This window comes from Bacteroides sp. RTP31139st1_H2_RTP31139_211217 (assembly GCF_040227615.1).
Lineage (GTDB): Bacteria > Bacteroidota > Bacteroidia > Bacteroidales > Bacteroidaceae > Bacteroides > Bacteroides uniformis.
Genome location: NZ_JBCNZM010000121.1, coordinates 1 through 14,726 on the forward strand (window position 1 = coordinate 1; position 14,726 = coordinate 14,726).

The window sequence follows — 14,726 nt, forward strand, 5'->3', positions numbered from 1 at the left end:
GGATATTTCCTGCATACGTTCCGTTGGAACTCCCCGCGTGCTTTGCGAATACGACTTCCAGCCCCCAGGACTTCAAACGTTTGTAGGCGCCTTTCAGGAAAGATTTGTCAATCTTGCTGGAAGGGGAGAGAACAATGACACGATCACCTTCCTGCAGATACGGAGGGAAAATAAGACTACCCATATATATTATCAATCTATTTTGGGCAAAAATACACAATTCACCACAGATATCACAGATTAACACGGATTTTTAACAGAAGAGAGGGAGGTTATATATGATATATAATCAACAGAGTAACTCAAATTCTGTTCAAATCCGTGTCAATCTGTGATATCTGTGGTGAACATATCAAAATGATATTAAACATATAAAATTTCAACGGGGCAAATGCTGTATTTCTCGACATTTTTTTAGATATTTGCTAAAAATCTAACGTTATGGAACCGATACGGAACTTTGCCCAGTTAACAGCCCACCTGAAAACCTTGAATAAGAGGAAACGTATTGCGGTAGTTTGTGCCAATGACCCTAATACAGAATATGCCATATCCCGTGCCTTGGAGGAAGGGATTGCGGAATTTCTGATGATTGGCGATTCTGCCATATTGGAAAAATATCCCACCTTGAAGAAATATCCTCAATATGTCAGTACCTTGCATATAGAAGATTCCGATGAGGCTGCACGTGAGGCGGTGCGTATCGTACGCGAGGGTGGAGCGGACATCCTGATGAAAGGCATCATCAATACCGACAATTTGCTACGTGCCATTCTGGACAAGGAACATGGTTTGTTGCCTAAAGGAAAGATTCTGACCCATCTGGCCGTGATGCAGATACCTACTTACGATAAACTGCTCTTTTTCTCCGATGCTGCGGTCATTCCCCGCCCGACGCTGCAACAGCGCATTGAAATGATTTGGTATGCCATCCATACTTGCCGCCATTTCGGGATAGAGCAGCCACGCATCGCGCTGATTCATTGCACGGAGAAGGTTAGCGCCAAATTCCCCCATTCATTGGACTATGTGAATATTGTAGAACTGGCGGAAGCCGGAGAGTTCGGCAATGTCATCATCGACGGCCCACTGGATGTGAAGACCTCTTGTGAGAAGACGAGCGGTAACATCAAAGGCATTGTATCACCGATTGACGGGGAGGCGGATGTGTTGATATTCCCAAACATCGAATCGGGCAATGCTTTTTATAAGGCTGTATCTCTGTTTTCTCATGCCGATATGGCCGGGTTGCTGCAAGGACCCTCATGTCCGGTGGTATTACCGTCGCGTAGCGATTCCGGTTTGTCCAAATATTACAGCATTGCCATGGCTTGCCTGACCAGCGGGGTGAAAGAGCCTTGATTGTAATTAGTAATTTGTAGTTCGTAATTTGTAAATCGTAATCAATGAAAATACTGGCAGTAAATCCCGGTTCCACCTCGACAAAAATTGCTGTCTATGAGGATGAAACTCCCCGTCTGGTACTCAACATCCGGCATTCGGTGGAGGAGCTTTCCCAATTTCCCCGCATCATCGACCAGTTCGAATTCCGCAAGCACTTGGTGCTGGAAGCGCTGGAGGCCAATGACATTCCCTTTAAGTTCGATGCCATCGTCGGCCGTGGGGGATTGTTGAAACCCATTCCTGGCGGTGTGTATGCCGTGAACGATGCCATGTTGGACGATATGCTCCACGCCATGCGTACCCACGCCTGCAACTTAGGTTGTCTGATAGCCCACGAACTTGCCGCCATGCTGCCCGGCTGCCCCTCTTTCATAGCCGATCCCGGCGTGGTGGACGAACTGGACGATGTGGCACGCATCACCGGTTCGCCTCTGATGCCCAGCATCACCATCTGGCACGCCTTGAACCAGCGAGCCATCGCCCGGCGCTATGCTGCCGAGCGTAGTGCCCTGCAGCCCGAAGCTCCCGTGCATTACGAAGACCTCAATCTGATTGTCTGTCACTTGGGTGGAGGCGTTTCCGTAGGAGTCCACCGCCACGGCCGTGCGGTGGACGTGCCCAATGCCCTCGACGGTTTCGGTCCTTTTTCGCCCGAACGTGCAGGTACCCTGCCCGCCGGGCAACTGATAGACCTTTGTCACTCGGGGCGTTACACTACCGAAGAACTGAAGAAACGTATTTCCGGCAAGGCGGGACTTGCCGCCCATTTGGGTACTACCGACATTCCCGCCATAGAGAGGCGCATCGCTGAGGGAGACACCCATGCCGCTTTGGTGCTTGATGCCATGATTTACCGCATTGCCAAGGAGATAGGCGGTGCTGCTGTTGTGCTTTATGGCAAGGTGGACGCCATTCTGCTTACGGGAGGTATGGCACATTCCGAGTACATCACTTCGCGGTTGCAGGAGCGCGTGTCTTTCCTTGCTCCCGTCCACGTCTATCCCGGAGAAGACGAATTGGAAGCATTGGTAATGAATGCGCTGGGAGCTTTGCGTGGAGAGCTTCCGGTGCAGGTTTACCGATAATAATCATATCGCTTTTGTTCTTCATGAAAGTGTCATAACTCACCACAGATTACACAGATAAATATGTCAGATATCAATAAACTAAAAAAATCTGCGTGAATCTGTGTAATCTGTGGTGAGTTATGACATATATGGAATCCCGGTTTACTTACCGTAATCGTCGTACATCATCAACAGATGTGAGGAGCTCCAGCTGAAATGGGGAGCTTTCAGGCGTTCGCCGGTATGGGTTCCGTAGTTCTCGTGGATGGGAGCACCCTCTTTCAGCCCGCTCAGGCGGTCGAAGACTTGCAGCGTATATTCATCTGCCAGTTGGTTGTAGCCGTAGTTGCGCAGTCCGCGGATGGCAAAGTAGGTTTGGTCCAGCCAGATGGGGCCACGCCAGTAGCCGCGCGGATTGTATTTGGGATTGTCGGCGGCAATGGTCGGGAAGGGGATATACGTGGAGAACTTTGCCGTATCTTGAAGCATGGGCAGCATGCTGTCCACTTGCGCTTGTGTGGCAATCCGGGTCCACAACGGAGTGTAGGCTTCGCAGCCCGGCTCTTCGATGAATGAACCGTCCTTCAGGCGGCGATCGCAGAAGAAGTTGATGTTCTTGTCAAAGAAATAGTCGGCTACCTGGCTACTGTAGTCCGGTGCGTCGAAAGGTATCTTCAGCAGGCTGGAGAATTTCTTCAGCAGTTTGCATTCCAGTGCCAGATAAGCGTTCAAGTCCACACTCTCCTGATCCATACTCCAGGCATCCTCGTAGCCTTCGTTTTTCAGCATCACGGCGCCGTCAAAACGGATGGCGTTGTCCATGCCGCTTTCCCAGGCGGCAGCTTCCAGTGTTCCGTCGGTAGCACCGTATTCGCACATGCCATTGCGGTTGTGGTCGCGCTTCTCGTACCACCATTTATAATAGGAGAGCAGTTGCGGATACATCTCGGCAACGAAGGCGGTGTCACCCGTATGGGTAAATATTTCATCGACAGCCCAGCATACCAAGGGAGGTTTGCTGTCACGGGCATTGTTCTCGGAGGGGTCAGTGTAGATACAGTCGATAATCATGCCGTCCGGTTGCTGGTAGTCGAACATGGCTCGGATGTTGTTCTTGGCCAGTTCGGGGTCGAATTTGGCGGTTCCGGCACTGAAGCGCCAGCTATCCCATGCCCAAAATCCGACGAAATAGCCTACGGCATGGCTCGGGATGATACCTTCGTGAAGCAATCCACCGCGGTGTGTCCGCCAATTGGAGATGAGCGTGGTGACGGCTTTCACGGCGATACGGTCATATTCGGGCTTCATGTCCTTGCGCAGTATCTTAGTGAGGTAACCTTCCCAACGTTCGGCATTGGCTTGCAGGGCGGGGGCGGGATTGTTGAGCAGGCTCGGCAGGTTTTGCAGGTTGGCAGTCATCTCTTTTTCGGAAGTGAAGAAAGAGATGGCTACGTTGACAGGGTAGCGCGGAGAGCGGACGAGGGCTGTATAGTTATTGTCGGTCTTGGCCAGCTCTACATTGGGGGTAAAGGTCACGGTCACGGTTTCGCCACTGGGATGACGGGCGATGACGGAGTTCTGTTCTACGCTGACGGTGATGTCTTTGCCCCATTGGCTACCGGAGAGCAGCAGGTCTTCAGCCGTGTCGGCTTCGATGCGCAGCAAGGCGGTCGAGGCACTTGTGAAGTTGAGCCGTTGCGTGATGCTCCCGTGGGTGGAATGTGCCGACATATAGAGCTCGCCGGGGTAATAGCAAGTGGAATCCGGAACAAAAATCTCTTGTGTATCTTTGGCAAAGCTTACGACGGCGGCTGACTGTGCCATCCACTGGCGGCGGAACATATCGAGGCTGAAGGGGCCGCAGAAGCCGTTGACCCATTGTTGCCGTTCGGGCAGCGTGAAGCCCATCCACGAGCCGGCGTCGGTGAACCAACCATAGCAGCGGTGCAGGGTGTCGGGAGTGTAGGAGATGTCCAGTATGTCGGCGAAGGCATACCGTTTCTCCGTAGTGCTTTTCATGCCGGGGGTGCAGGCTGCGATGCCTGCGGCCAACAATGTGAAGCAGAGTATGCGTATAAATTTGTATTTCATATGAATGAGGTATTTAACGGTTATTTGTGCGTTTGTTCCGCTGCATCATCCTCCGGTGCGAGAGGGGCGAGCGTGAAGCTGTATTTCCATTCGTGCGGAGTGATGGTGTACTCGGGATGAACTTGTGCTCCCCAGGTATTGTCACCGCCTACGCCCATCTGCTTGTGGTCGATGTTGAGCCATATCATATCTTTCTTCTGGATGCTTCCACCGTGGCGGCGCTCCATCTGTGAGGGACGGTATTCAATGTCCTCCATCGGGAAGTTCCAGGCGCTTACGCTCAACGGTTCCTCGCCCACTACCAGCAGACCTTCACCGGCAGCATTGCGCAGGGCCACCCAGCGTACGTCACAATGATTGGCCGTCTCTTGGGCACGTACATACGGATGGAATTGTTCCCACACCGTGGCGTTGTAGAGGCCTATCAATGCTCCCGTCTTGCGGTCGGCGTACGTCTCTTGCGGACCACGGCCCAACCAGGTCATCATTTCATATTCGGCAGGGAGTATCATGCGCATGCCCAGACGAGGCATCTCGCTCAATGGCTTCTTGCCGGGGGTGAAGTGCATGGTTACCTGAACCTTGCCGTCGGGAGTGATTTTGTAGAGAGTCTGCAAATCAGCATCTTGTTCTTCCATGCGGTAGGTCGCAGTGACAGTAGCCGTTTGTCCGGCTTCTGCAACTTCGATGTTCTGCAGTTTGGCATCGCGTCCGGCGTTTCTCCAGGTGCCGCAGCGTATCAGGTGCCCATTTGGAATATCATTATCGGTCAACGGGCGCCAGAAGTTGGGTTGTAGCCCTTCTTTAATCAGATTCTTTCCGGTGTAGTTCAACTCTGTCATTTCACCGTTTCGGGTAGAGAAAGCTACCTGGAAGTTGTTGCCTTTCACGGTCAGTGTTTCGTTGTTGCGGTCTACGGTCAGCGTTCCTTCCACCAGCTGAACGGTTTTGGCTGACGGTGCAGAAGGCAATTCCCATTGTTCGATGGCAACCTCGTGTCCTTTCGGTACTAATGGCGCTTCGTGCTTGGTGAATGCACGCAGTGTGAGGAAATACTCCTTGCCGTCGGCAGGCAGCGCTTTCAGTGGCAATTCTATGTTGGCAGAGTTTCTGGGAGCAATCTTGGGGAAATCCATCTCACCGTTCTGAACGGTCTTGCCGTCGCATTCCACTGCCCAGCGGAGGGTATATCCTTCCAATCCGATGAAATCGTGCCAGTTGGTGACCTTTATCTTGTTCGGGGTGAAGGCAAGCGGTTCGAAGTGGATGTATTGCAATACCTTCTTCACTTCGTAGATGTGCGGGTGCGGGGTACGGTCGGCAGCAACCAGGCCGTTGGCACAGAAGTTGGAGTCGTTGACGACGCCTACAAATCCCATGTCGCCGCCAAAAGCCCAGATGTCGCGCTGGTTCTCGTCCTTGATGGCAAACGTCTGGTCCACCCAGTCCCAAATGAAACCGCCTTGCAGTTGGTCGTACTTGTAAATCAAGTCCCAGTAGTCCTGGAAGTTACCTACACTGTTACCCATGGCATGGGCATATTCGCAGAGAATCATGGGGCGGGCATCACGCTGGTTCACGTGTTGGCGCAACCTCCAGATGCGTGCGTACATGGGGCAATAGATGTCGCTCTTGGAGTTGTAGCCACCCCCTTCGTATTGTACGGGGCGGGTAGGGTCTGTCTTCTTGGTATAGTCATACAGCGTTTCGAAGTGCTTGCCGTAGCCCGATTCGTTGCCCATAGACCAGGTGACGATGGCGGAGTAGTTGCGGTCGCGTGCAATCATGCGGCTCATGCGCTGCATGAAAGGCACCTCCCAGTCTGGATAGTTGGCAAGGGTCTCATCCTTGTGGAACATCATGCCGTGGCTCTCGATGTTGGCTTCGTCTACCATGTAGAGGCCGAACTCCGTGCAAAGCTCATACCAGGCATAGTTGTTCGGGTAGTGGCAGTTGCGCACCCCGTTCAGGTTGAACTGCTTCATCAGTTGAATGTCGTGTATCATGGAAGCTACGGTGATGGTACGTCCCTTGTGCGGGTCGTGCTCGTGGCGGTTCACTCCCTTGAAGAGGACGGCCTGGCCGTTAATCATCTGCATGCCGTTCATCATTTCCACGGTACGGAAGCCAAAAAGGTGCGTAAAGGATTCCTGCGGTTTCCCTTGTGCATCAAAGGTACTGACTACCAGCGTGTAGGTGTTCGGTGTTTCGGCATTCCAGGCTCGTGCATTCGGGAACACTTGCTGCTGGGTAAACAAAGTGTCCGTGGCAGAGGTTATGGACTTTTTCCGGTCATAGATAACCTTGTCCTTGTCCATTACCTTGACTTCCACCGTTTCTCCGGCTTTAGGCCGATGGAGGAATATGTCCAGCTTTAGTTCGCCATCCTTGTAGTTGTTTATCAGTTCCGCTGTCATCCGGAAGTCCTTGACGCGGCTCTGGGGGCGGGCGTAGAGATAAACACTCCGTTCGATGCCGCTGTATTTCCAGTAGTCTTGGCCTTCCAGGTAGGAACCGTCGCTATAACGGAATACTTTTACAGCAAGTTTATTGTTGCCCTTCTTCAGCAGTTGAGTGATGTTGAAGTGCGACGGCAGGCGGCTGTCTTCTGCATATCCTGCCAATTCGCCGTTTACCCATACATAGTAGGCAGACTCAACCCCTTCGAAATCAAGGAAGATATCCATGCCTTCCCAGCTAGCCGGGACGGTGAACTCGCGGATATAAGCACCTACGGGATTGTAGTCAGTAGGCACGTAGGGCGGATTGGGCGGGAACGGATAACGGGTATCTGTATAGATAGGTGCATCGAAGCCTTGCAGTTCCCAGCTTCCCGGAACTTCAATTTTACTCCACTTGCGGGTACTGAATCCGGGCTTGTGGAAGTCTTTGGGGCAGAGGTCATTGTTCTTTGAAAAAAGAAATTTCCAGGTACCGTCCAGTGTGATACGGCGTTCCGTTGCAGGATTAACGTCGAACCGTACGTCGGCGGGCAAGGCACGTTGTTTCAATGCGTTGGCTTCATTCGTAAACGGAGTGAAGTGGGCGTGCATCGGTTCTCTGTTCATTTCGTTGACTTGCGGGTTCTGCCACGGCTCGTTGTCGGCCAGGGCACCGGTGCAAAGCAGCGAAGAAAGGAGAAAGGTATAAAGTTTGGTTTTCATGCTAATTAATAAGGATGTTTTATATTGAACAAAACAATGTCACTAAGAATGGGACGCTGAAGTCTACTACAAATCCATGGAAAATGGAAACCACTACAAACTGCTGTCCGGCTGTCCGTGTGATGATGGGCAGTGTGGTGTCCATCGTCGTGGCTCCTCCGGCAGAGATGGGGGCAAGGTTTCCGAACCATCGTACCAGCAACGGGGCGGCCAGCAGTGTCAGAATCTCCCGGCTGATATTGGCAAGCAGGGCGATGGTGCCCAACTCGGCTCCCTTGTATTCGGTAATGAAGATACTGGAGAGCGAGTAGTAGCCGAATCCGGAACCTACGGCCAGACAGTCTGTTATAGAACGGTGTGTCAGAATCAGACTGACGGCTGCCGAACCTGCCAGTGTTCCCAGTATCGTCATGATGGGCAGGAATATCAACCGCGGATTGAGTGAACGGAAATTCTTCAGGGTTTGCGGGTCGTTACCCACGCTCAGCCCTACACTGAACATCAGCGCACAAAGCGCGTAGTAGCTGATATTGGTTTCTGCAATATCAAAGGGCAACAGATGGCATACGCCGCAAATCGTGCCCAGTACGAAAAAGCCCACTATGATAAGACTTCCTTTCATACCCTTCCTCCTTTCTTGTTATACAAGGCTCTCCACAATGCCCAGGCGGCGATGACGCTTCCCAGGGTTCCTCCCAGGGTGAGTATCACAGCTTCAAGGCCTATGGTATGGAGCCCCTTGATGATTTGCTCGTTGCTTCCGACCTCGATGCCGAGGATAAACAGCAGCAGCCAGATGAGCAGGGTGATGATTTGGTGGATTTTCTTTAAGTCCCGTTTCCGTAAGAGATAGCCCAGCAGCATTCCCGTGAGCATCAGTCCGATGATTGTAAACATATCTATGTCGTTTTTAGTGGCAAAGATAGCGCAAACTGTCTTTGTTTATGCAAAGATAAAGCTTTTAAACTACCCAAGACGGTATTGCTGGGGCGAATGCCGCCTTGGGTGGCTATACTGGAGAGAAGGAATTATTCAGTTGTTTCTTCTACGGTACTATTCAGTGTAGGGTTAGCATTTATTTCCCAGAGCGGAATGGGGAAGAAGTTGTGCTTGCCTTCCACGAATCCTCGGCTGCCCAATGCTTCGGTCAGCTTGCCCCAACGGCGCAGGTCGTACCAGCGATAGCTTTCCAGTGGAAATTCGATGATGCGCTCATGCTCGATTTGTGCTTGTACTTCCGCTTGTGAAGTTCCCTTCATGGCTGGCATATTTCCGTGTTTGGCACGAATGTCGTTGATAATAGGAATGGCTTGTTCGGGATGCCCTTGTTTGTTCAGTACTTCGGCCTTCATCAGCAATACGTTGACATAGCGCATCAAAGGAATGTTAAAGTTACATCTTGTATCCATTTCAGATAATTCTCTCGGAGTGAAGCGGCGGAAGCTGGGACGGTCGTAGAATATCTTTACGCCTTTGGTTTCGAGTTCTTCCTTTGTAATCATATTATTGTTTGCATCCAGATAATTGCCGTCTTCATCGACTTTCCAGTAATAATGCAAATCATCGTATTCGTAACCCCAGATTTTGCCGGTTCCGTCGTTCCAATACTCATCTTTGAAAAAAATAGTATTGTATATACGCTCGTCGTAGCGCCCGTGGTTACTGATTTTCCCTTCTTTTTTGAATTCGCTTACTAGGAAGTCGTTGGGCAATATTTCATCCCAACCACCCAGTTCACTGGAAGCGATGAAGTTGTGAATCCACGAATAGTAACGTGCTCCGTTATCAGTATTGCTGCTGTACTGCACTTCAAAGATGGATTCTTTGCAGTTCTTATTTCTGCCGTTGAACATGTCAATCAATGCATCACCGCTTACCAATTCGTAGCCAGTTACTGCATTCAAGGCTGTCAAGGCATCAGCCAGATGCTGAGTTTCTTGTGCCGATTCTTCATACGCACGTGTCAGGTAGGCAAATCCCAGATAAGCGTGGGCAGCTCCGGAGGTAGCACGGCCTATTTCTGTACTTGGACGAGTGGCAGGAAGTGCAGTTCCTAACTTCAGCTCGTCAATAACGAAATTCCAGCAAGTAATGCGATCAGACAGAGGTTTGTTCAAATCAGCCTGGTCAGTGAGATATTTGTCGCGGATGATGATTTTCTCCCAGTTCAGTATCAGCATCAGATGATAGTAGCCGCGCATGAAGTGTGCTTCGGCTATCAATTCACTGCGTTTTGCTTCTGTTATGCCGTCTTCAGGTATTTGAGGTACATATTCCAATATCTGATTGGCAAAGTTGATGCCGCGATATAGGTCTTGATAGTAGTAAGAAAATTGAGTGTTACCATTGGTGTAAGTAAATTTGTAGATATCAGTCCATGTTTGGTAGTTGATGGCGTCCGTACCCATGGTGTAGAGGTCGGTACGGAATGCCTCTACCGGCCATCTTACTTCGCTGGTGGCATAACTGTCACCATGATAGAGTTGTGCATAGGCTGAAGCCATGGTAGCTTCGGCCTCTTTTAGGTTTTTCCAGAAGTTTCCGGTTGTTACTTTGTCTGGAGAGGACACTGTCAAGAAGTCTTCGCAAGAAGCAAAAAGCATCACACAGCAGATACTTGCTAAATATATAAGTTTCTTCATATTGTTTCGTATAATATCGTTTTATAAAATATTAGAATGTGAGTTGTGCTCCTACCGTGTACGAACGTGTAAACGGATAAATGTAGCGGTCTATACCGGAGTTCAACGGACTGCTGGTGGAGAATTCTGGGTCTACACCGTTGTATCCTGTGATTGTAAACAAGTTGTCGCCACTCACATAGAAGCGTAATCTTTCTATTTTGACTTTCTTCAGTAGAGAAGTAGGCAAAGTATAGCCTATTTGCGCTTGACGCATGCGTATAAAACTACCGTTTTCCAAGAATCGTTCAGACTCGCGGGAGTTACCGTTGGGGTCATTGTAAATAGCACGCGGAACGCTGGTGTGAGTATTTTGGGGAGTCCAGGCATTGGCTACGCTGCTGAGCATGTTACCTGGAGCACTCATAGACTCATAGAAATAACGGTTTCCGTTGTACAGTTTATGCCCGAATGCACCTCCTAAGCTGAATGAGAGGTCGAAACCTTTGTAAGAGCCGGAGAAGTTTATGTTGGCTTCCATTTTGGGAATACCAGTTCCGCAGTATACTTTGTCATCTTCGTCAATGGTGCCGTTTCCATCTACATCAACGAAGCGGATGTCGCCGGCCTTGGCATTGGGTTGGAGGCGTTTGCCGTCCTGGTTTACATAATTTTCTGCTTCAGCGTCAGTTTGGAAGATACCTGCCGTGCGATATAGATAGAAACCGCTGATAGGTTTCCCTTCTTTGGCATATGCAGGCACGTGGTCGGTGTCCCAAAGCAGACCGGTAGAAGGCAATGCCTGACCTTTGTCGGCCAATTCCACCACTTCGTTCTTGGTAGTAGAGAAGTTGAAGCCTATGTTGTATTCAAAATCTTTCACTTTGTCGTTCCAGTTCAGTTCCAGTTCGATACCATTATTGCGTATTTTGCCTACATTTAAGATGGGGTTCTCGTAACCGGCAGAGGGTGAGAGGCGCTTCGTGATAAGTAGGTCTTCCGTCTGGTTGATGTAATAGTTGATACTACCGGTCAGACGGTTGTTGAGCATTCCAAAGTCGAAACCAATATTCTTTGTATCGGTAGTTTCCCATTTCAATCCACGGTTTTCCATTTCCCATGAAGCGGAACCCTGCCAAGCGTTACCACCTTGGATATAACCACCTTCCCAACGGTTGGAGTTGGTGATAAGAGGTTGAAAGTCATAGTAGCCAAGTGCATTCTCATTACCCAAACGTCCCCAACTGGCACGGAATTTCAGGTTGTTGAGAATACCTTCTTTCGGGAAGAACTCTTCTTCGCTGATTCTCCATCCCACAGCTACAGAAGGGAAGCAACCCCAACGGTTCTCTGAACCGAACTTGGAAGAACCATCGTAGCGCATAGTGGCTTGCAATAGATATTTACCTGCAAAGGAGTAGTTTACACGTCCGAAGAAAGATGCACGGTTATATTTATATTTTGTTCCGTCACCCGAGAATGTACCGCCCGCACCCGAGTCGATAGTGCTGAAACTGGGGTCGAGAAAGCCTGCTGCTTCGTCTTTGGATGCAAGGTTCCCGTTTGCATCTACATAATATTTGGATGTCTTGCCTTCTACGCCCACCCCGTTGTCGGTATACTTGGTAGTTGTGATGGATGAACCTACCATAGCGGTAACACTGTGCTTACCGAAATCTTTATTGAAGTTCAGTATGTTGTCTATCACTTGCTCTTCCCAGTAATAGGTCCCTTCGTAAGAATAAGGATACAAATTGGGTGACTGGGCATTGGAAGTGAAATCAGGATAGTGTTGCGTATAGCGATAGTGTGTGCCACGATAAGCATAACTAGTTTTGAGATTGAGAAAAGAAGTCAATTTTACACCCAATGATACATTGGCATTGGTATAGAACTTCTTGGTGGCTGCTTCGCGAAAGTGATGGTCTGCCATTACATTGTTGGAAGCAGGCAGCCCCATATTGCCTGCCAATGCATAACCATACTTTTCGTTTTCGTCATAGACGGGCATCAGGGGTGAACTGTTATACATTTCGCGCAGGCTGTACTGTGGCTGGTGGCTCTTGGTATAGCGGAAACTTAGGTTAGCATCAACATCAAAGATATATTTGCTCATGTGCATCTTCATGCGTGCATTGTCTTGACGGAAGCTGTTGCCTAAAAAGATACCTTTATCATCGGCGTGATTGTAGGATACGGAGTATTGGGCCGTTTCGCTACCGCCGCGTACGCTGAACATATAGTTTTGCGAAAGTCCGCTACGGAGCATCTGGTCTTGCCAGTTGGTATTGATACCGGTGTCGGTAGTGCAATAAGCAGGAATACTTTCAGCTTCATCAGGGAACTGGGCATTGTAGTTCTCGAACATTGTTTTGATGTTGCTCTTGTATTGTTCTGCATTCACCATTTCCAACTTGTTGGCAACGGTAGTCATACTCAGGTAGGTGTTGAAGTCAATGTGTGTTTCACCTTTCTTACCGTTCTTGGTAGTGATGATGACTACACCGTTGGCAGCCACCGAACCGTAGATAGCTGCGGCTGCACCGTCTTTCAATACTTCCATGCTCTGGATGTCTTGCGGATTCACGTTGTCAATGTCGCCCGGGAAGCCGTCGATGATGTAGAGCGGCTCGTTGCTGCCGAAAGACTTTACACCGCGAATCTTTACAGATACGCCTGCGCCTGCGTTACCACCGGATTTCATGATGTTTACACCGGCAATCTTGCCTTGCAGGGCTTCGGCAGGGTTGGTCGTGGCACGTTTGGTCAGTTCTTCGGTGTCTACCGATGAAATGGCACCTGTCATGTCGCTCTTCTTCATCGTGCCATAGCCGATAACGACAACTTCGTCCAGCATTTCAGTGTCTTCTTTCAGGATTACCTTCAGGCTTTTCCGGCCATTCAAGGGAATCTCTTGGGCGGCATAGCCCACATAGGAAATAATGATTGTTGCGTTAGGAGAAACGTTGAGTGAGAAGTTACCATCAATGTCGGTTATCACTCCGTTCGTTGTACCTTTCTCTAATACACTGGCACCGATTACGGTTTCGCCGGTTGCATCGGTTACGGTACCTGTCAGTTGGATGTTCTGTGCCCATGCACCTATAGGAAACATGAAGGCAAAGAAGAGAAGTAGCTGAATGACTCTTTCTTTGTAATAGTTACTTTTACTCATTGTGAATAAGTTTTTAAGGTTAATACTTTTGGTTTTTCACAACGCTAAATTAAGCTTCATAAACAAGAAATGCTAATGAATGTTATCTACAAACGGACTACAAGAGGGGGGAATTCTTTGTTTTGTTATCTACAAATGATTTTGTAAGTGGTTGATAAATAGGGATAAAAAGGGAGGATATATATCTACAAAACTACATCTGCATCAGCTTTTCCCGATTTACATTAATTATTGAGTTGCGCAAGTAAAAGGTGATTGGATGAAGAGGGAAACCGACTCTTTCAGAAATACCAGGCAATTTGAAAAGTATATGCAAAGGTGAAGGTTCAAATAATAGAGTCGCATTTCCGCGCCAGCCTACACAGAGTTTTTTTTCTCATTTTATCTGCCATCTGCAAGGATTTGGTACTTACTCCATTGCTGTGCAATGAGTTACAGGCTTGCAGATACCCCTTGCAGATGGCTTGCAGATAAAGTATCTGCAAGCCATTGTAAAAGAGGAAGTCGGGTATAAGACGGATGGCATTCATGTCTTTTCTGTTGTATTGGAAATATAGCTAATCCATTAGTTCACAATGGTGAACACTTTGTTCAGCTATAGGAAAACAAAGTGTTCTGATAGGGTGGAACAAAGTGTTCTCCATAGTGGAACAGAGTGTTCTCCATAGTGAAACAAAGTGTTCGCCATAGCGAAACAAACTGTTCTGTGTGTTGAAACAAGCGCTTATATTGGGGGAAAATGGTCTTTTTCTGATTCAATTGGACGCTTTTTGCTTTATAAATGCAATTTGATTTGGGTTTGATATAAGAATTTGCTTATAACGGTATAGACATGAACTAAAGAGAATATTCTTTTTTTAGACATAAGAACATAAGAACAAAAGGAGAAATATAAGCTATATCACCCTACGAATATGTTCTTTTGTTCTTATGTCTAAAAACAATTCTTTTGTCTTTTAGCTCATAACCGATAAAAAACGAGCAAAAGTCTTAAAATTCAGGTGAATCTGTAGGCGGTTCTTTCATTTGTATGCTGAGACAGAGGTGAGGGCAAAATTTGCCCTCACCTTTTTTAATTGCTCTCACTCACCCCTGCAAGCCCGATGAACAGATGCTTTCAGGCAAGTGGTGAGGGTGGTGAGGGTGGAAATGCAAAATAAATATTCAGCGCGCCTTGGGCTTGAGCGCCGGATTATATATTCTG

9 protein-coding genes and 1 pseudogene are annotated in these 14,726 nt (G+C 48.8%); 2 read left to right on the plus strand and 8 right to left on the minus strand.

Going from position 1 to position 14,726, the window contains the following annotated elements; translation table 11 throughout:
* Window positions 1-184, minus strand: a pseudogene (locus tag ABUA47_RS17320) (LD-carboxypeptidase); the annotation flags it as partial.
* A 257-nt stretch (window positions 185-441) separates the two neighbouring features.
* On the opposite strand from ABUA47_RS17320, the gene ABUA47_RS17325 reads away from it, so the two are divergent.
* Both ABUA47_RS17325 and buk read left to right on the plus strand, forming a co-directional pair.
* Complete coding sequence (locus ABUA47_RS17325; protein ID WP_005834523.1) at window positions 442-1,362, plus strand: phosphate acyltransferase; 921 nt, start codon at window positions 442-444, stop codon at window positions 1,360-1,362.
* A 44-nt stretch (window positions 1,363-1,406) separates the two neighbouring features.
* The gene (gene buk, locus ABUA47_RS17330; protein WP_005830498.1) at window positions 1,407-2,489 is read left to right on the plus strand and encodes a butyrate kinase; all 1,083 of its coding nucleotides are present in this window, start codon (window positions 1,407-1,409) and stop codon (window positions 2,487-2,489) included.
* A 144-nt stretch (window positions 2,490-2,633) separates the two neighbouring features.
* Here buk and ABUA47_RS17335 read toward each other — a convergent pair whose 3' ends face one another.
* From ABUA47_RS17335 to ABUA47_RS17365, 7 genes are all read right to left on the minus strand, one after another.
* The gene (locus ABUA47_RS17335) at window positions 2,634-4,562 is read right to left on the minus strand and encodes an MGH1-like glycoside hydrolase domain-containing protein (protein WP_009037686.1); all 1,929 of its coding nucleotides are present in this window, start codon (window positions 4,560-4,562) and stop codon (window positions 2,634-2,636) included.
* A gap of 20 nt (window positions 4,563-4,582) precedes the next feature.
* On the minus strand, window positions 4,583-7,726 hold the full coding sequence (locus ABUA47_RS17340; RefSeq protein WP_035447112.1) for a glycoside hydrolase family 2 TIM barrel-domain containing protein: 3,144 nt from the start codon (window positions 7,724-7,726) through the stop codon (window positions 4,583-4,585).
* 19 nt (window positions 7,727-7,745) lie between these two features.
* On the minus strand, window positions 7,746-8,348 hold the full coding sequence (locus tag ABUA47_RS17345; protein WP_035447109.1) for a lysine exporter LysO family protein: 603 nt from the start codon (window positions 8,346-8,348) through the stop codon (window positions 7,746-7,748).
* Window positions 8,345-8,623 (minus strand): LysO family transporter, encoded by a 279-nt coding sequence (locus ABUA47_RS17350; protein ID WP_035447106.1) that lies wholly within the window; start codon window positions 8,621-8,623, stop codon window positions 8,345-8,347. Before ABUA47_RS17350 ends, ABUA47_RS17345 begins: the two co-directional genes overlap by 4 nt.
* A gap of 131 nt (window positions 8,624-8,754) precedes the next feature.
* Entirely contained in the window at window positions 8,755-10,368 is a 1,614-nt protein-coding gene (locus ABUA47_RS17355; RefSeq protein WP_035447103.1) for a RagB/SusD family nutrient uptake outer membrane protein, read from the minus strand.
* A 31-nt stretch (window positions 10,369-10,399) separates the two neighbouring features.
* Window positions 10,400-13,522 (minus strand): SusC/RagA family TonB-linked outer membrane protein, encoded by a 3,123-nt coding sequence (locus ABUA47_RS17360; RefSeq protein ID WP_035447100.1) that lies wholly within the window; start codon window positions 13,520-13,522, stop codon window positions 10,400-10,402.
* A gap of 326 nt (window positions 13,523-13,848) precedes the next feature.
* Complete coding sequence (locus ABUA47_RS17365; RefSeq protein ID WP_035447097.1) at window positions 13,849-14,052, minus strand: hypothetical protein; 204 nt, start codon at window positions 14,050-14,052, stop codon at window positions 13,849-13,851.
* Between the last annotated feature and the right edge of the window lie 674 nt (window positions 14,053-14,726).